This window comes from Okeania sp. SIO2C9 (assembly GCF_010672455.1).
Lineage (GTDB): Bacteria > Cyanobacteriota > Cyanobacteriia > Cyanobacteriales > Microcoleaceae > Okeania.
This window is the reverse complement of record NZ_JAAHGO010000114.1, coordinates 1-19,701: the sequence shown is the minus strand read 5'-3', so window position 1 is coordinate 19,701 and position 19,701 is coordinate 1. Positions and strand designations below refer to the sequence as shown.

General features: G+C 35.1%; 15 protein-coding genes and 1 pseudogene. 11 read left to right on the top strand and 5 right to left on the bottom strand.

The genetic code is table 11. From position 1 onward, the window contains the following. The first annotated feature begins 221 nt into the window (after positions 1-221). Both pap and F6K23_RS37295 read left to right on the top strand, forming a co-directional pair. Positions 222-1,709, top strand: a complete 1,488-nt coding sequence (gene pap, locus F6K23_RS37300; protein WP_293165781.1) for a polyphosphate:AMP phosphotransferase — start codon at positions 222-224, stop codon at positions 1,707-1,709. A gap of 238 nt (positions 1,710-1,947) precedes the next feature. Continuing rightward, positions 1,948-2,934: a YdcF family protein gene (locus tag F6K23_RS37295; RefSeq protein ID WP_293165779.1), complete on the top strand. Its 987-nt coding sequence runs from the start codon at positions 1,948-1,950 to the stop codon at positions 2,932-2,934. A gap of 513 nt (positions 2,935-3,447) precedes the next feature. Here F6K23_RS37295 and F6K23_RS37290 read toward each other — a convergent pair. Next, complete coding sequence (locus F6K23_RS37290; protein WP_287244717.1) at positions 3,448-3,756, bottom strand: hypothetical protein; 309 nt, start codon at positions 3,754-3,756, stop codon at positions 3,448-3,450. Between the two features lie 628 nt (positions 3,757-4,384). Here F6K23_RS37290 and F6K23_RS37285 point away from each other — a divergent pair. Together F6K23_RS37285 and F6K23_RS37280 are read left to right on the top strand one after the other, a co-directional pair. After that, positions 4,385-6,139 (top strand): ABC transporter ATP-binding protein, encoded by a 1,755-nt coding sequence (locus F6K23_RS37285; protein WP_293165776.1) that lies wholly within the window; start codon positions 4,385-4,387, stop codon positions 6,137-6,139. Between the two features lie 1,244 nt (positions 6,140-7,383). Further along, positions 7,384-7,959, top strand: a complete 576-nt coding sequence (locus F6K23_RS37280; RefSeq protein WP_293165774.1) for a Uma2 family endonuclease — start codon at positions 7,384-7,386, stop codon at positions 7,957-7,959. 433 nt (positions 7,960-8,392) lie between these two features. Here F6K23_RS37280 and F6K23_RS37275 read toward each other — a convergent pair whose 3' ends face one another. Next, entirely contained in the window at positions 8,393-8,548 is a 156-nt protein-coding gene (locus F6K23_RS37275) for a hypothetical protein (RefSeq protein WP_293165772.1), read from the bottom strand. Between the two features lie 466 nt (positions 8,549-9,014). Between F6K23_RS37275 and F6K23_RS37270 the strand changes: the two genes are divergently transcribed. Further along, positions 9,015-9,554 carry a Uma2 family endonuclease gene (locus F6K23_RS37270; protein ID WP_293165770.1) on the top strand — a complete coding sequence of 180 codons (540 nt, stop codon included), beginning with the start codon at positions 9,015-9,017 and terminating at the stop codon, positions 9,552-9,554. 1,192 nt (positions 9,555-10,746) lie between these two features. On the opposite strand, the gene F6K23_RS37250 is transcribed toward F6K23_RS37270, so the two are convergent. Both F6K23_RS37250 and F6K23_RS37245 read right to left on the bottom strand, forming a co-directional pair. Beyond that, entirely contained in the window at positions 10,747-11,124 is a 378-nt protein-coding gene (locus tag F6K23_RS37250) for an SH3 domain-containing protein (RefSeq protein WP_293165768.1), read from the bottom strand. Positions 11,125-11,239: 115 nt separating this feature from the next. After that, complete coding sequence (locus F6K23_RS37245; RefSeq protein WP_293165766.1) at positions 11,240-11,629, bottom strand: hypothetical protein; 390 nt, start codon at positions 11,627-11,629, stop codon at positions 11,240-11,242. 783 nt (positions 11,630-12,412) lie between these two features. Here F6K23_RS37245 and leuB point away from each other — a divergent pair. The 6 genes and pseudogenes from leuB to F6K23_RS37220 all read left to right on the top strand — a co-directional run bounded on the left by leuB (position 12,413) and on the right by F6K23_RS37220 (position 18,152). Next, positions 12,413-13,489: a 3-isopropylmalate dehydrogenase gene (gene leuB / locus F6K23_RS37240; RefSeq protein ID WP_293165764.1), complete on the top strand. Its 1,077-nt coding sequence runs from the start codon at positions 12,413-12,415 to the stop codon at positions 13,487-13,489. A 575-nt stretch (positions 13,490-14,064) separates the two neighbouring features. Next, on the top strand, positions 14,065-14,556 hold the full coding sequence (locus F6K23_RS37235) for a hypothetical protein (protein WP_293165762.1): 492 nt from the start codon (positions 14,065-14,067) through the stop codon (positions 14,554-14,556). 519 nt (positions 14,557-15,075) lie between these two features. Then, positions 15,076-15,567, top strand: coding sequence for a hypothetical protein (locus F6K23_RS37230; protein WP_293165760.1), 492 nt, complete (start codon positions 15,076-15,078; stop codon positions 15,565-15,567). Between the two features lie 342 nt (positions 15,568-15,909). Continuing rightward, entirely contained in the window at positions 15,910-16,182 is a 273-nt protein-coding gene (locus F6K23_RS42520) for a helix-turn-helix domain-containing protein (RefSeq protein WP_367267930.1), read from the top strand. 55 nt (positions 16,183-16,237) lie between these two features. Continuing rightward, positions 16,238-17,038, top strand: a pseudogene (locus F6K23_RS42515) (RNA-guided endonuclease InsQ/TnpB family protein); the annotation flags it as partial. Between the two features lie 241 nt (positions 17,039-17,279). Further along, complete coding sequence (locus F6K23_RS37220; RefSeq protein WP_293165758.1) at positions 17,280-18,152, top strand: fructosamine kinase family protein; 873 nt, start codon at positions 17,280-17,282, stop codon at positions 18,150-18,152. Between the two features lie 675 nt (positions 18,153-18,827). Here the strand turns inward: F6K23_RS37220 and F6K23_RS37215 are convergent. Beyond that, the coding region (locus F6K23_RS37215; RefSeq protein WP_293165756.1) for a COR domain-containing protein at positions 18,828-19,701 on the bottom strand (874 nt) is incomplete at its 5' end.

The following is a 19,701-nucleotide window of genomic DNA, read 5'->3' as shown; positions in this document are numbered from 1 at the left end:
TTTTCGAGGTACGGCGGCTTGGGTGTTGTTTTCCTTTGCCGTTGTTAATAATATAGCTAGTTTATTTCGGTTTGTAAAGGGGTGTTAAGGATAGTGTTGTTTAACTAAGTTATAAGTTTTGTTTATAGAATTTGCACATCACAATATATATATTTTAAAAGTCAAAACTAAATGAATTTTAAATCTACACAAATTCCCCACTATCTAAAATTTTAAGATCTATGTTAGAAACCCTAGACCTAAGCCTTTTTCTCAACAAAGATACTTATAATACACAGTTAGAAGCACTGATGCGACAGTTACGATCGCTACAGAGAGCTTGCTGGCAAAAAAAATTACCTGTGCTGATAGTTTTAGAAGGTTGGGCAGCTGCTGGTAAAGGTGCTCTAGTTAAACAAATAGTAGGATATATGGACCCACGGGGGTTTGTGGTTCATCCAATTTGGCCTGCTACAGCACAAGAACGACAATATCCTTTTATGTGGAGGTTTTGGCAAAGACTTCCTAGAGCGGGACAAATTGGATTTTTCTATCATAGCTGGTACACTCATGTCCTGGAAGAGCGATTATTTAAAAGAGCTTCAGAACCAGAAATTCCTATCAGATTAGGACAAATTAATGCTTTTGAACGTCAGATGGTGGATAATGGGGTGGCGATCGCTAAATTCTGGATACATCTGAGCAAAAAAGAATTGAAGAAGCGTTTAAAAAAAACTGCTGCTGATTCTTTAAAAGCTTGGCGGGTCAGAAGTGAAGACTGGCAACAAGCAAAAAATTATAAACAATATACTGCTTTTGCTGAGGAAATGCTGATTCATACCAACACAGAATTTGCTCCCTGGACATTGGTAGAAGGAAATTGTCAACGTTGGGCAAGAGTCAAAGTACTGACAGAAATGGCCTCAACTTTGAGTCAAGCTTTGGATGGACTGCATATTCAGGCTGTACCACTCAAAAATCCTCTTCAAGAACAACTCAAATCAAGGGAAACAGATTTTTTGGCTGAAGTAGATTTGACCCAAAGCTTATCTCCAAAAAAGTATAAAAAATCTCTACGGCAGCAGCAAGAACTTTTGAATAAACTGCAATTGGAAATTTACAAACATCAAATCCCTGTGCTGGTAATATTTGAGGGTTGGGATGCTGCGGGTAAGGGTGGGGCAATTAAAAGATTAACGGATAATTTAGACCCTCGTAGTTATGTAGTTAATGCTTTTGCTGCACCAACTGAGTTAGAAAAGGCCTATCATTATCTCTGGCGGTTTTGGAAACAGTTGCCAGAAGCAGGAAATATTGGTATTTTTGACCGCAGTTGGTATGGTCGAGTTTTGGTGGAGCGGGTGGAAAAATTTGCTACAGAGTTAGAATGGCAACGTGCATATCAAGAAATTAATGAGTTTGAGGGACAATTGACCAGTGCAGGTTATGTTTTGGTCAAGTTTTGGTTACATATTAGTCAGGAGGAACAGTTAAAGCGATTTACTGAGCGACAAAATGACCCATTTAAGCAGTATAAGCTAACAGCAGAAGATTGGCGCAATCGAGAAAAGTGGGAAGTTTATGAAGTAGCTGTTAATCAAATGATTGAGCTTACAAGTACAGCAACTGCACCTTGGACTTTAATTGCGGGGGATAATAAGCATTATGCTCGTGTTAAAGTAATCCAAGCAGTGACGGAAGCAATTAACGCTCAACTTAAGTACCGATAAAATAAGTTGATTTTTATTTTTGGCTTCGCTGAAGTAAGGTATGAAATTGATGAGTGAGTAGGTATTAATAGATAAGTTATCAAGAGAAATTTTCTTTTAACTACTGATTACTGACCACTAAAAATTATACAATCATTCAGCAACGCCTTATTTTTTATGTTATGAGAAAGCCTCCATGAATCAAGTTAGCTAATTAAGCAAACAATCTAATTTTTTTAAGGACAAAAATCAAAAAATTATGCTGATAATTTTAACAAGAATAGTATTCTTAATACTGTTAATTTGTATAATTAAGTCACTATGGGATAGTTCTGGTGGTGATAAGAAAAACTTGATTTCTAAGTTGTTGTTAGTATTTTCAATTATTCTGTTAATACTGGCATTTTATGCACCAGATAGTCCAGTAGGAGCTGCTGTTTTTAGGTTTCTGGCTTTTGCTTTTAAACCACTTGGTTTTTCGATTATACTTTTGATCTATGCCACTACTCTCATATCAAGTGGAGCGATAAAAAGTCCAGCACCAACTCTGATTATTACAGCTTTAATAGTTCTGATAATTTCTAGCTCGCCAGTATTTGCTGTATGGGCGGCTCAACAAGCAGAGGAGGATGCTATAGAACTTGTTTCTGTATCAGCTTGTTGTGACGAAAAAGCAGATGCAATTGTATTATTAGGTCAGGGAACAACTCAACCTGTAATACCAGACAGAATACAAGTTCAGCTGACTAAAACAGCAGAGCGGATTATTTACGCATCTCAACTATATAAGAAAGGTTTTGCTCCCTATATTATAGTAAGTGCTGGTCCGAGAATTGGAGATGATAATAGTACAGTTGAAGCTGTAGATATCAAGAAAATTTTAATTGAATTGGGTGTTCCAAGACGGGCTATTATTCTAGAACCAGATGGAAGGACTGTCTATGAAAGTGCAATTGAAACAAGGGATATTTTGGATGTAAGAGGTTTAGACCCTACAGTTATTCTTGTTACTTCTGCTGTTAATATTCGTCGTGCTAGTTTAACTTTTACTGATATAGGGATGAGGGTTATTCCAGCTCCCACAGATTTTAATACTGTAAATCCTTATGAAGATTCTTCCTATCGTTTTGTACTAGCAGATTTTCTACCCAATGCTCAAGCACTTTTACTAACTACAGAAGTTTGGGAAGAGTATTTAGCTTTATTTTACTATTTCTTACGCGGTTGGTTAGCTCCTGGTTTTTGAGGAAGTATTTTCAACTAACTATATTGTTTTTGCTGAAACAAAATCTAAATTTATGCCCCTCAACAATTTTGAATAGTAGAGGGGTATTTTTATGATCTTTAATAATGATTTTGATGATAATTTATATTCAAAAAATTCACTAAATAATTAGTACCGAATAATTAATTATTAATTATTAAATATTAAATCATTCTGGTTTAAAACCGACCGTTTTAAGGAGGAAAAAGGAAATAATATTTCCTTATATTCAATCAATAACAGTTTTAACCAGAGGTAATTATCAATTATCCATCATCCATTAATGAACTTAATCTTATTCATTAAAGATATTATAAAAAATCCGATGGATTAATGCTTAACTTAGGTAACACTTCAGTTATTAAGTAATTAACACAGTTAAAATAATCTTGTTGCCAATTAGCATCCCAGTTAATGTTAATTATTCTTATGTTTAATTCTCCCCCACTCCCCAGCTCCAGAAAATGTAGAAAAGCTTTTGAGAAATGGTATTACTTATAATGGGTCATAATTACTAGAGGACGTAGTTGTTGGATTGTTCTCTGGATTAGAAGGAGAAGCAGTAGAAGCAGGAGAAGCAGGAGTAGACGGCTGCTGATTTATGCTTTTTTTACCACCTGGCACTAAAAAAGTAACAATCAAACAAACACCTAAAAATATAAATAACAATATTCTCACAAAATCTTGTCCGGGAGGTGTTTTTGGCGGTTTCTTTTTAGGAGCTTCGAGTTTAACTTTAATAGATTCAGTTTCAATACTGTTATCGTCTTTTACATTGAATGAAAGAGAAAATTGCTTGCCCATATTTGTTAGTCCTACTGTGACAAATATTATGGTTAAGATATTAAGATAATTTTAGTAATATTTTGAGTTTAATTTCAGAAAAAATTATTTAGGAGTCATACATTTATCTTTTCCTTTATAGATTTAATACCTCACAACTCACCCTCGGTGTCTCCAATTGGTTGGAGTTTGTAAACGCGGAACTACAACTTTTTAGTATCCCCATCTACATTTTTCCTTCTTTAATTGATACAGCTCATTTGTAACAATAACTAGCAATTTTTTCATGGATTTTCAATATATATAAAAAAGCGGTTAGCAGTCAGCAGTCAGCAGTCAGCAAGATTATTTTTCTAAAGCGAAATAAGGGGATTTAAACCCCTCCTAAACAATCCTGCGCTTGGGGTTGCAGGGGATTTTAACCAGAGCTGCTAAAAGCTGATAGCTGAATGCTAAAAGCTGATAGCTAGTTAATTTTTTTTGTATCTTGAAACTATAGCAGTGGAAGGAAAGATTAGGACAGATCAAAAGCTTAAAACTCAGACAAAGCCAGATATTTCCTTCTCTGATAGATAACTAAACGCCTTCTTTCTTCTTCCTTCTGCTATATCTACAATCATAACATTATCTAAAATTTAAAATCACTACTATGCCTCAATCTTCTCAATTACGACTTCAAAAATTAGCCTCCTATTTACGTCCCCACTGGAAAAAATCATCATTAGGAATTTTTTCTCTACTAATAGTCAATAGTTTAGGAATCTATATTCCCAAATTAATTAGTCAAGCAATAGATGATTTAAAAGTAGCAAGCAAATTTGATGAATTTTTATACTATGTAGTAGCAATTATAATTTTTGCCTCCATTATGTGGGTAATTAGAATAGTATCGCGCATACTCATATTTGGAGTAGGAAGACAGGTAGAATTTGACCTCAAACAAAAGATTTTTAATCGACTCTTAAAATTAGAACCATCCTACTTTAGTAATAATACAATAGGAGATTTAATCAACCGCGCCACAAGTGATGTTGATAATATCCGCAGACTATTAGGTTTTGCAGTATTAAGTATTAGCAATACAATTTTTGCCTATGGTTTAACCATGCCAGTTATGCTTTCTATTAATGTGCGGTTAACTATATTAGCAGTTTCTGTTTATCCTATCATGCTAATACTGGTGAAAATATTTAGTGCTAAATTGCAGAGTCAACAATTAGCTGTGCAAGAAGAACTTTCTAATATGAGCGATTTGATTCAAGAGGATATGAATGGTATTTCTCTAATCAAAATTTATGCTCAAGAAGAAAATGAACGACAAGGTTTTAGCAATTATAATCAACGACTTTTAGAGGCAAATTTAGAGTTGGCTAGAACTCGTAATATTCTTTTTCCTGTCCTAGTCAGTTTAGCAAGTTCAAGTTTATTAATATTGCTAATGAATGGGTCAATATACTTGGAAAATGGTGAATTAACAGTTGGTAATTTTGTAGCTTTAATTCTTTATGTTGAGCGTTTAGTTTTTCCCACCGCATTACTAGGTTTTACTATTACTGCTTATCAAAGAGGGGAAGTAAGTATTGACCGTATAGAAGCTATTCTCACAGTTGAACCGAAAATTAAAGACCATGAATCACCTCTAGATTTTCCAAAAGTGGTAAAAGGTTGGGTAAAAAGCCAAGGATTAACATATACTTATCCGGGTAGTAAAACACCAGCCTTAGACAACATTAACTTTCTGATTAAACCAGGAGAAACTATAGCTATAGTCGGATCTATTGGTGCCGGAAAATCAACTTTAGCAAATACATTACCTCGACTTTTAGATATTAACATTGACCAACTATTTATAGATGGCTATGACATAACTCAACTAAAATTAACAGATTTACGACAAGCGATCGCCTACGTTCCTCAAGAAAGTTTTCTCTTCAGTACAACAATTAAAAATAATATCCGTTATGGCGACCCATTAGCTAAACAAATAGAAATAGAAACTGCTGCTAAACAAGCACAAATTCACGCAGAAATTCTCAACTTTCCCCAACAATATGAAACTATAGTTGGAGAAAGAGGGATTACTTTATCAGGGGGACAAAGACAAAGGACAGCATTAGCAAGAGCCTTATTAGTTGACGCTCCAATATTAATTTTAGATGATGCACTTTCCAGCGTAGATAATCAGACAGCAACTCATATTTTGCAAAATTTATCAACTGGAACTCAAAAGAAAACAGTAATTTTTATCTCCCATCAAATGTCTGCTGCTGCTACTGCTAATAGAATTTTTGTCATGGATAAAGGGAAAATTGTACAAATTGGAAATCATGCAGAATTAGTAAAGCAAACTGGATTATATCAGTCACTTTGGAATGAGCAAAAGTTAAAGCAGTTATTAGAATAGAAGTCATTTCAGTTATCAGTTATCAGTTATCAGTTATCAGTATCTCTGCAATAAGGAGGCTTGAAATCTGGAATATTCTCTTGTAAACATTCAGCAGTCAGCTATCAGCTATCAGCTAGCCTCATAAAGTCGGAAGTGCGGACTTCAGTTATTAACTTATTATCTTAGAAGGAGTATTCAAAATTATGTTTATGCAGCATTCCCCAGGAAAAAAAAAGGTAACAAGCTAACCTTAGTAAGTCCTATATGTTCATGCATCTGTTTGCTGAATCCTAATAGCTGAATGCTTACATTCTCTTTTATCTTGGTAAACTATAAATCTTTGATTTTACATTCAAGAAAGACTACTCCATAATTGATTTAACGTAGTTTATTAAATTATCTAATTGTTTATCTAATTTGAGGGTGGATTGATTTTTATTTCCATTTAAACAGCATATATTTAGGGTTTTCTCATTAAATCTAAAAGCACTGACATATAGAATTATTCCTCCTACTTTCTCTTTCTCCCCACACTTCCGACACTCCCCACCCTCCCCAGGCTCTGCTTTTTTCAGCAAACCCTATTTCAACTCCGCTTTGAAAGGTAGGATTTGACTCTTTTACCGAAAAATTGTGGTCTAAAGCCTTCCCTTTTAATACCATTTATCAACAACTTTTCTACATTTTCGCATAGTAGGGGACTCACCCCTAACCCCTCGCAGGAGGGGGAGTGGGGGAGAAATAAAAATAATAATAATTAATATTAAATTGACTCAAATTAGCAAAAAAATCATTAGGATAGTTTAATTACTTAATAACTGAAGTGTTATCTAAGTATAGTATTACTTTTGGTAATTGGTATAAGGGGATAAAAAAAAGATAATTCCGTATTTCAAGCCTCCTTATTGCAGAGATACTGTTAACTGATAACTGATAACTGATAACTAAAATGACCGTCATTATCCTGTAACTATCTTTTTTGAATTTGGTATAATTAGGGCTTGCTGATTAAATATCAAAGCATTGACTGATATTAGTTGTAGAATTTTTTGGTCTAAAAAAGTGTCAGCTTTTCAGTGAAAAGAGCTGCATAAAGCTAGTATTTTGGGACGATTATGGCAGAAAAATCACTCTTACAATTTTTCCGACTACCTCCTCTATAATTCCCATTTATCCTGACTCCTGACTCCTACTCCTACCAAAAGATTTTATTCAGCAAACCCTAATTAAGTAAAAATTCAAAAACAAAAAAGGAGAAAATTATGCTGGCAACTGAGCAAAAATATTACTCTACCGAAGAGTATTTAGAACTGGAAGAAGCAGCAGAATTTAGAAGTGAATATCGTCAGGGGCAAATAATTCAAATGGTTGGATGTACGCCAAATCACAATTTAATATCTCTGAACTTTAGTTCAGCGCTGAAGTATGCACTAAAAAGTAAACCATATCGAGTATTTATGACTGATTTACGTTTATGGATACCTGAATCTAGACTTTATACTTATCCAGATGTAATGGTTGTTGCTATTCCTTTAGTCTATGCTGAAAATAGACGAGATACTATTACTAATCCTCTGATAATTGCAGAAATATTATCAAATTATACAGAAAGCTATGACCGAGGAAAAAAATTTGAGTATTACCGAAGTATAAGTAGTTTTCAAGAATATATTTTGATTGACCAATATAGGAATCATGTAGAACAATTTAGCAAGACTGAAGAAGGGAAATGGTTATTATCAGAATTTAGTAATTCAGAAGATACTTTGTATTTAAGTTCCGTTGAATCTGGAATATCTTTACAGGATATTTACGAAGAAGTTGAATTTGAGGAGTAGGAAGTAGGGAGTAGGGAATAGGGAATAGAAAATCAATTATTTTGGGAAAAATTTAGAAAACCTCTATAGCAATTCCCATCTCTAAGTGAGGCATAAAATTCATTAACTTGAGAAACGCTATAGTTTTACCAGAATTAAAAATTTCTCTATTAAATCAAGCATTGGAACTTAGTCGAAACATGAATTAACGCTTAGATAGCACTTGGTTAATATAACAATTTCAGACATATACAGGAATTACGCATTTTTCCGACAAAAACACCATATATACCATAGTGCTATAGTTTTTATCTACTATATATAGTGCTTAGTCGAAACATGAATTAACGCTTAGATCGCACTTGGTTAATATAACAATTTCAAACATATACAGGAATTACGCATTTTTCCGACAAAAACACCATATATAACATAGTGCTATAGTTTTTATCTACTATATGTAGTGCTTAGTCGAAACATGGGTAGTCCTGCATGGTAATGGTGAGGATATATATTTTTTAATTTTTCCCACACTCCCCATCTCCCCACATTCCCCTCCACCGGAGGGGTGCGCGGGTGGGTCCCCATCTCCCCACACTTCCTTTACCATTACTATGCACCACCACCGAAACATGAATTAACGCTTAGATAGCACTTGGTTAATATAACAATTTCAGACATATACAGGAATTACGCATTTTTCCGACAAAAACACCATATATACCATAGTGCTATAGTTTTTATCTACTATATATAGTGCTTAGTCGAAACATGAATTAACGCTTAGATAGCACTTGGTTAATAGAACAATTTCAAACATATACAGGAATTACGCATTTTTCCGACAAAAACACCATATATACCATAGTGCTATAGTTTTTATCTACTATATGTAGTTCCTTTGCGTAAGTCCTGATATAGCCTTTCTCAGACTAATGAGGTACACCTATTTTTATTTCTATTCTATTCTTTTCCCTGTTCCCTAAAACAAACGAATTTTGTACTTCACAACTATGGGAATTGTTCTAAAGATAACTCAGCTTACAAATAAATTTGTTTAAAGAAGCAGATAAATAATGAGTAACTTACAAACAAAAATCTTAACTGATACTTGGGTAACTGCAACTTGGTCAGAATATTTACAAGTAATTGAAAATCTAGATAGCGAAAAAGCAAAGTGTTACTATCACAATCAAAAATATCGAATTGAAATGAGTCCACTCAGTCATAAACATGGCAGAGACCACGCAGTAATCATGCTGATAGTAAATCTATTTGCCATTTTCAAAAGTATTGATTTTAACGGTATAGATAATTCAACTTATAGAAAAGCAGGATTGAAATATGCTCAACCAGATGCCTCCTATTATTTGAGAAAAAATGCCGATGTTGTTCCTCCTGAAACCTCTATTATTGACTTAGAAAAATATCCAGCACCAGACTTAGTAATAGAAGTTGCTAATAGCTATCTATCAGACGATAAAGGAGAAAAACGTATTTTATATGAAAATATTGGAGTGGGAGAATATTGGATCGTTGATGTACAAAATGTACAAGTAATTGCATTTTCAGTAGTTAATGGAAGTAGTAAACAAATTATAAAATATCTTGTTTGACCAGGATTAAAAAAATCTTTACTTGATGAAGGACTTCAACGTAAAAGCCATAGATAACTCATATTTTACCGATAAATTTTGGTCTAAAGTCTCCCCTTTTAAGGGGATAAAAAAAAGATAATTCCGTATTTTTTTGCCTCCTTATTGCAGAGGTACTGATAACTGATAACTGATAACTGAAATGACCAGGATTAAAAATTTCCTTACTTGACGCAGCACTTCAGCGTAGTCGCAACATGAATCAACGTTTAGTTGGAACTTGGTTAATGGAAAAATTTCAACAGTAAAAATGATTCAGATAGCAATTCTAATATTGGAGAAGTAAAAAATTCGTTTATTTTAGGGAGTAAGGAGTAGTAATTCGAGAAACAGGGGATAGAAAAAAAGAATAAACAACTGTATCTCATGTTTTACCGATAAATTTTTGTCTAAAGTCTCCCCTTTTAAGGGGATAAAAAAAAGATAATTCCGTATTTTTTGCCTCCTTATTGCAGAGGTACTGATAACTGATAACTGATAACTGAAATGACCAGGATTAAAAATTTCCTTACTTGACGAAGCACTTCAACGTAGTCGCAACATGAATCAAAGGTTAGTTGGAATTTGGTTAATGGAAAAATTTCAACAGTAAAAATGATTCATATAGCAATTCTCATATTGGAGAAGTAAAAAATTCGTTTATTTTAGGGAGTAAGGAGTAGTAATTCGAGAAACAGGGGATAGAAAAAAAGAAAAACAACTGTATCTCATGTTTTACCGATAAATTTTTGTCTAAAGTCTCCCCTTTTAAGGGGATAAAAAAAGATAATTCCGTATTTTTTTGCCTCCTTATTGCAGAGATACTGTTAACGAAGTTCCTCCGATAGGAGGCTAACTGATAACTGATAACTAAAATGACCAGGATTAAAAATTTCCTTACTTGATGAAGCACTTCAACGTAGTCGAAATATGAATCAACGTTTAGTTGGAACTTGGTTAATGGAAAAATTTCAGCAATAAAAATAACTCAGCTTAAAAAGAAATCATCTTGGCTGAGTCAGATATTTATTAATATATTTATCACAAAAAAAATTATCTTTTCTGTAGCGGGTTTAATACTCCACCATCTTAGAAATTGTTTGGGGTTTGTAGACACTAAGTGGTGTTTAGAAGACTATCCATAAGCAATTTTCCCTTCTGCTTTCTGCCTTCTTCAATTACAATTTGTCAGATATTCCGTCCAAACATATCCTGTAACTGGCTCAACAATCTTCACCCAAAATAAACCTTCGATACCATCGGTAGTTTCTAATTCTACTGTATCTCCATCATCCACTGTACCAACAATATTACCATTAGGTACTTCTCGGACATTCAGAACAAGACGTTCATTTGTAGAAGAACTTGGCATTGATACTTCACAACTATCAACAGCAGCTAATAAAAATTTATCAGTTTTTTCAGTTAAAATTTGATTTGATATTTGTAATTTATATGCAGCATGGGATGTATTAGTAGAGAAAATTTTTACACCCAAGAAAAAAAGAAAAACTAGAGAGATGATAGTTGAAAATTGTAGCTTAATATTCATTGTTAATCACAAGATAATAGTTCAAGATTAGTAGATAAATAATAAAATAAGTAAAAACTTAAGCCTAGAGAGATTTTGCTGATACCTAATCAATTTATTTTGTCTAATTGCTATTTTATGGAAATATTACTCTGCCTCTAAAACCACTACTGGTTCTCAAAATAAATACTGAACCTTCTTTTTCAACTTTCATACTAGCTCTTCCTCCATTGCTAATTTCTACGCTGTAAGTTCCATCAGTAGGAAATTTTCTCATAGAGAACTGAGTTCTTATAGAACCATCCCATTCAATATCAAATTCTACACCAGTATTACTTTTAGTTATTTTAACGTCGCAAGGTCCTGAAGCCCTAATTCGACCATCAAAATCAACTAAGACACAAGCAGCACGCTTTTCTTCAGTTTGAGCCTGAGTTATGTTATTAAAACCAACCAGGCTAACTAAAATAATAGGTAGTGCCAGAATTATCATCAATTTATTCAGCAGAAATAATGGTTTATTCATTTTAAATTAATTAAATTTGACTGGATATTTTATATTATACTCTGTATAATTTAAGTGAGATTCATCACTGAAAATAAAATTTGTAGTCTTAAACTGAACTTAGATTTCATATATAGCATTTTGATTTGAGATGGTAAGCATTCAGCCGTCAGCATTCAGCTATCAGCTATTAATTTTGTAGAAGGTAAAAGTAACCTTTGAAGTTGAGTAAGAATAAAAAGTTACTAGCATGCGTCCCCTTTATAAGCCAGAGAAGTAATTATTCATTACTCATTGCTGTTAACGTAGTTCCTCCGGAGGAGGCTAGCTGAATCTAATAGCTGAATGCTTACTTGAGATGTAAACTCAATATCAATATTTAGCAAGTCTTTCAAGACCCTAGATTTTTACTAATCATTTGAAAACACTAGATAGTAAAAAATTATTACAGCCAAAATATATAATAATTTTTTAGGGAACAGAGAACAGGGAACAGGGAACAAGGAATATATAAGAAAAAAGTATTTTTGCAAATAGTGATATCTACCCAAAACTAATCACTAGATATGCCCGAAAAACAATACCATATAATCTTGATAAAAAACTAATTTATAGAAATATGGGAATTTCTACTCAAATTGTAATCCACCATTTATCAACCTTTCTTAAGAAGACTTATTGTTCTAATTTTCTGTTCCTTAAAAACCAAATATTTCTATTTTATCCCTAATAAAAATTGCTATATAGTTAATATTTAGCTCAATCAAAAACTCAACTCAATAGAAAATTCAAACATAGAACATTATGAACTACCGCATTACTCTACTCCCCGGTGACGGCATTGGCCCTGAAATTATGACAGTGGCGGTAGATGTCCTAAAAGTCATTGGTAACCAATTTAACCTTAACTTTGAATTTCAAGAAGCTCTTATCGGTGGAGTTGCCATCGATGCTACAGGGGAACCCCTACCCAAAGAAACTCTCGAAAAATGTCGCAATAGTGATGCCGTACTCTTAGCAGCGATCGGCGGCTACAAGTGGGATAATTTACCACGCCATCAACGGCCAGAAACAGGATTATTAGGATTACGGTCCGGATTAGGATTATTTGCTAATTTACGGCCAGCTAAAATTTTGCCCCAACTAATAGATGCTTCTACCCTCAAACGAGAAATTGTGGAAGGAGTGGATATCATGGTGGTACGAGAATTAACAGGTGGAGTATATTTTGGCACGCCCAAGGGTGTGTTTGAGACAGAAACCGGAGAAAAACGTGGTGTTAATACAATGGCCTATACTGAGTCAGAAATTGACCGTATTGCTAAAGTGGGATTTGAGACAGCTCAAAAACGTGGCGGTAAGTTGTGTTCCGTAGATAAAGCGAATGTTTTGGAAGTGTCTCAGTTTTGGCGCGATCGCATTACTCAAATGTCCTCGGAATATCCAGATGTGGAGTTATCTCATTTATATGTAGATAATGCTGCCATGCAACTTGTTCGTTGGCCAAAACAATTTGATACGATTGTCACAGGAAATTTATTTGGCGATATTCTCTCTGATGCTGCTGCGATGTTGACAGGCAGTATTGGGATGTTACCTTCGGCGAGTCTCGGTGCTTCTGGACCGGGAGTATTTGAACCAGTTCATGGTTCTGCTCCAGATATTGCAGGTCAGGATAAGGCTAATCCTCTGGCACAAGTCCTGAGTGTGGCAATGATGTTACGTTATGCTCTAGAGCAACCTGCCGCAGCAGATAAAATTGAACAAGCAGTTTTGCAAGTATTAGATTTGGGTTATCGGACTGGGGATATTATGTCCGAAGGAATGAAACAAGTCGGATGTAAAGAAATGGCAGAGGTTTTGTTGAAAGTTCTCAGTTAAGTAAAGAGATAAACAGGACTTACGCAAATCAACCTTGAAAACGCCATACGTAGGGGCGAATGGCATTCGTCCTACTATATTTAGCGTCCGTGCGTATTTGAAGTGAAAAAATGGTAAAGTTTTAGGCTTGCTCAAGGTCAAAAAGTTAGTATTTTGAGCAGATAAGAGAAGAAAAATTAAGGGACAATTCTTTCTTTCTACTACTTCTTCTATAATTCCCATTTCTCCTAAATTCTGACTCCTGTTTGCGGAGCATGACCTAGAAAATTCTGACTCCTACCCCAACAAAAAGACTTTTTCAGCAAACCCTACACTAGATATCTCGAAGAAAAGAGGGAACAGGGAACACCGGAGCTGGGAAGAGGGAACCCACCCCTCGCCCCTCCCCCTCCCCCTCCCAGGAGGGGAGTAATTGATAATTTATGGAGATAATTTTCTGCTATAGCGCTATATAATTACCGCAAGTAAGGCAAGCTCAATAGCTAAGTTTACTGGCTTTCCTCTACTGACTGTGATACTAAAAAATTGTTGCTACAGTAAACTCAACTTGAAAAAATAGGAAAAGGAAACAAATTATGACCACAAATGAAGAGCAAATGATAGAAGGTTCGGAATACCTGAAAAGAACTATGGGTCTTTCTTCCGCTCCTTTTGAAGCATATCTTAATTATGGGTATGCGCTGCTCGCTATTGCTGGAGCTGATGGGGATGTGCCAGAAGCAGAGATGAACTGGTTAATAAATCATCAACAGATGGTTGGCGCTCCTGAAGAAGCGATCGAAAAATACAAAGAATTTGACTACAAGAATGCCAAGTTGGAAGACCTGTTGCCCAAGATAAAAACAGATGTTCCTAACTGGTCAGCACCAAGAACATTGCTTTATCATGCCATTAAAATGTCTCGTGCTGATAAAAATTACGCAAAACAAGAGGAAGAAGCTGTCAAAAAAGCGGCTAAACTTTTGGGAGTTGCAGATGATATTACCCTATCTCTAAATATATTAGTAGAGATGGAAGAAAAAGTTGAGAGTATGCTAAAGGCGCTGATCCATACTGAAACCCTATAATTAGGCGAAATTATTAGCCAATATTCCAGACAGCAGGTTTTGAGGAAAATCTGCTTTATTAATTCAAGTAACTGATATTTGCAAGTCTACATAGACTAGATATCTCCAATAAAAGAGGGAATAGGGAACAGGGAACCCACCCCTCGCCCCTCCCCCTCCCAGGAGGCAGGGTCTATTTATTGTCACTAGAGAAAAATTTATGGGGAGATGGGGGAATGGGGAGATGGGGAGATGGGGAGGTGGGGAGATGGGGAGGTGGGGAGATGGAGAGATTTGTATATTTGCATAATTTTTTGTATTTCTTATGAATATTCTCTGACGACAAAGAATTAGCCCTGCTCCCAGGAGGGGAGTAATTGATAATTTATGGAGATAATTTTCTACTATAGCGCTATATAATTACCGCAAGTAAGGCAAGCTCAATAGCTAAGTTTACTGGCTTTCCTCTACTGACTGTGATACTAAAAAATTGTCGCTACAGTAAACTCGACTTGAACAAATAGGAAAAGGAAACAAATTATGACAACAAATGAAGAGCAAATGATAGGAGGCTCAGAATACCTGAAAAGGACTCAGGGTGTTTCTTCTGCTCCGTTTGAAGCATATCTTAATTTTGGGTATGCGTTGCTCGCTATTGCTGGAGCTGATGGGGATGTGCCAGAGGCAGAGATGAACTGGTTAATAAATCATCAACGGATGATTGGCGCTCCTGAAGAAGCTATAGAAAAATACAAAGAATTTGACTACAAGAATGCTAAGTTAGAAGACTTGTTGCCCAAGATAAAATCAGATGTTCCTGACTTATCAACACCAAGAATATTGCTGTATAATGCTATTAAAATGGCTCGTGCTGATAAAAATTACGCAAAACAAGAGAAAGAAGCTGTCACAAAAGCGGCTAAATTGTTGGGAGTGGAAGATGATATTACTTTATCTCTAAATATATTAGTAGAGATGGAAGAAAAAGTTGAGAGTTTGCTGAAGGCGCTAATTCATACTGAAACATTATAGTTAGACGAAATTATTAGTCAGTATTCTAGACAGCAGGTTTTGAGGAAAAGCCTGCTTTATTAATTCAAGCAAGGCAAGCTCAATAGCTAACTTTACCAAAAAATAAGGTCCAAAGCCTCTCCTTTGAAGGGGGTGAAAATAATAAATTTCATTATTTCAAGCCTTTTGGTTTCCTAGGTCATGCTGCGCAAACAGCCAGAGGTACTGTTAACTAATAACTAATAACTAATAACTGAAATGACCGTAAAATTGGGTCTCAAGCCTCGCCCTTATAGAGCGAATTTTTAGTTGCTAAATGATTCGATAAATATGTTATGATGCTGTTAGTTAAAAACTTAGATTATGAAAGCTAGATTTAAGTATCGTATCTATCCAACACTCGGACAAAAATACCGATTAGCAAAGCTATTTGGTTGTGTCCGTGTGGTTTGGAATGATAGTCTAGCTTGTTGCCAACAAAAGTATAAATCGGGAGAAAATAAGCCCACTAATTCTGAACTACAAAAGCTTTTTATTACTCAAGCTAAAAAGACTGAATGCAGAGAATGGTTGTCAGAGGTTTCTAATATACCACTGCAGCAGTCCTTGAATGATTTAAACCAGGCGTTGCTCTAACTTTTTTAAATCAACTCAAGGCAAGAGAAAAGGTAAACCTGTTAAACCTCCTAAATTTAAAACTAGAAAGTCAAAACAAACTGCTAGATTTACAAAGGGAGGGTTTAAAGTTGGTCAACATAAAGTCTATTTAGCCAAGATTGGAAAGCTAAAAATAGTTTGGTCTAGAGACTTACCTGCTGCTCCATCATCAGTAACAGTAATCAAAGACTCAGCTAATAGATATTTCTTAAGTTTTGTAGTAGAAATACAACCAGAAATCTTACCTCAAACTGATAATTCAGTAGGTATAGATTTAGGCATTTCAACCTTTGCTACATTTAGTGATGGTACAAAGGTTGATGCTCCTAAACCACTTAAAAAACGAATTAATAAATTAAGAAAGTTAAGTAAGTCATTATCTCATAAAACTAAGGGGTCTAAAAGATATGAAAAAGCACGGATTAGAGTTGCTAAGTTCCATGCTAAACTGAAAGATACAAGGACAGATTTTCTGCATAAATTATCTACTGAAATAATTCGTGAAAACCAAACAGTTGTTTTAGAAGATTTGAACGTTTCTGGTATGATTAAGAACCGTAAATTATCTAGAGCAATATCTGATTTAGGTTGGCGACAATTCAGAACATTCTTAGAAGGGAAAGCTGAGAAATACGGTCGTGATTTTAGAGTTATTGATAGATGGGAGCCAACTACAAGTAAATGCTCTTGTTGTGGTTTCAAAGGTGGTAAGTTAGACCTTCAGGTGCGAGAGTGGAAGTGTCTAAACTGTGGCAGCAAACACGATAGAGACGAAAACGCAGCGATAAATATATTAGTCGCTCCTTGGGCATTCGGAGACGAAAAACGGACGTAGAGGCAAGCGTCAGACTAGCGTCAAGGTAGCAGCAGCCAATGTTAGCGGAGCTTTGCGCCAGCAAAACGTCAACCCGCCGAGGAGTTACAGCTCAGTAGGAATCTCCGCGCCTTTAGGCCGGGGAGGATGTCAATTCTAGTTCAGTTTCTGTGAATACTTCACCTTATACTATTGCCTATAGCACAATAGCTAATTTTTAGTTTTTTAAAAAAAAAATTATTAAATATAGGACTGTATATGTATGTGGAAAAAAATTGCCGAACATATTGCCCAAGTAACGGCCGAAAATTTTGAAGTTAGCAACCATTATTCAGTTGGTGGAGGTTGCATCAATAGTGGCTATAAACTTACTAATGGCAGTCGCGACTATTTTGTCAAACTTAATCAAGCTTCCCAGATAGCAATGTTTGAAGCAGAAGCTTTGGGGTTAAAGCAAATGTGTGAAACCCAGACTATTTGTGTTCCGAAACCCTTATGCTCTGGAACAGAGGGAAATAATTCTTATATTGTCTTGGAATGGTTAGACTTAGGTGGTCGCGGTCAGGATAAATCTTGGGAAGAGATGGGAGGTAATTTAGCCGCTTTACATCACTATCAAGGTAAAAGTGAATTTGGTTGGGATATAAACAATACTATCGGTTCCACACCCCAGATTAATACTTGGAATGGAGACTGGGCAGAATTTTGGGCAGAAAACCGCATTGGTTATCAGCTCAAGTTAGCAAAACGTCGGGGTGGCACTTTTCGTCAGAGCGATCGCCTACTAAAAATTATCCCAGAATTATTAGCAGGTCATCAACCACAACCTTCTCTGGTTCACGGTGACTTATGGGGGGGAAATGCTGGAGTAACTGTAGATGGGGAACCAGTAATTTTTGATCCGGCCACTTATTGGGGCGATCGCGAAGTTGATATTGCTATGACTGAATTATTTGGTAGTTTTCCCAGTGCTTTTTATCGTGGGTATAATCAAGCCTGGCCTTTAGATGATGGTTATCAACAACGTAAAAGTCTTTATAACTTGTATCATATTCTCAATCATTTTAATCTATTCGGTGGTGGTTATGCTTCTCAGGCAGAACGTATGATTCAGCAATTAATAATTAATAATTAATAATTAATAATTACCTTGAACTTGGCAGTTGAAAGCCATCAGGCTTCAGCCGATGGATGAAAACAGGTTGGAGATTTTAATCTCCTGTATCCCAAAATATGAGATAATATATTAATGTGAGTAAGAACAAGGTTTGTCCCGATGAACCTTTGCTAGTAGGGGTGAAATTCCTGTCGGAAGGAAACTAGTAGGACGTATTGTCGCTACCAAGACCAAGGCAACAGACAAGCAGGCAGCAAAGATAGGGATTTATGGCTCGATCTTTGAGTAAAACCACTCTGAAAGGATAATCAAAAAAGTAAGCGCAAAGCATATGGTTTAATCATCAGTATGTGAGAGCGTCTAGGTGGTATATGAGCTGCCACCACTGACTAATTGTCGGTGACAGTTAAGTGTGAAACGTGGAGAATCGTGGTTTTAACCCGATTTGAAACATCCGCTTAGAATCCCCTCGGCTTCAGCCAGGGGAGTAGTCAATTCGATAGTGAAAGCGGAATAGATTGACTCAAAGGAAAATTTTTTCTCTCTTGGTCCGATTGGATATGGCGAGGAGACCTCGCCATCCCTCGACCGCTTGTTTCTTCTTTAAAGGAGAAAAAAAAATCTTTTTATCCAATCCTCTTATTTATAAGAATAGGTAATTATCAATTCTAAATTCTTAATTCTTGAAAAATGTCACTCATCGGATTTATTTTCTTTTTGTGGAGTTGGAATTATGTCTTGAATTGGCTTTACCAATTCTGGTAATCCATCTGGATATAACTTAGGATAAATAATCAGCAAAATAATGCCAATAATAGAAGAGATTAAGATGAAAATAATTTGCCCATTCTGCATCCAAGCCAAAAAATCTAAAAATCCAAATTTTTTAGTTTCCTCTCTTTTTGATTGAGGAGAATTTACTATTACTTCATCAAAATTTCCACCTATATCTATATTAATAGAATGACTAAGTTGTGAATTTTTTTCATACTTATAACTATCTATTGCATCATCAATTAAACTCTGGATATTAACTTCATAATAGGGGGAGTTACCGCATTCAATTGTCATTTTGCCATTATTAAGCCGTTCTTTTAATTTCTCAAATTTGTAGAAGTGAGGATTCTGAGTATTTTGACAAGTTCTACAATTACAAGGAATTAATTTATTATATTTGAGTCGATTATTGTATGAACTATGAATTTTATCTAATTCGTGAGTAACAATAGTCATTAAATCCCGTTTTTGTTGCCCAGAAATTCTAATTTTTATTTCTCTCTTACTGTAATATTCAATCACTTCTGCTCTAGCTTCATTTTTCTTGAGAATAACTCCGCTTTTCCAAACATATTTTTGCTCCTCAATATCCTCGTGCATCGCTACAATAAACTGAGTAATAATTCCCTTGGGCATAAATTCGTAAGTGTAACGTAAAATCAGATTATTATTTTCATCCCAGTCATATTCTGGTTGAGCTTCTGTTAGAAGTTGAGGAGCAATATAGGTCTGAGAAATACCAGAAATTTTATAGCAGAGTTTAAATTTAATCATTAATTGCAGTAACTCG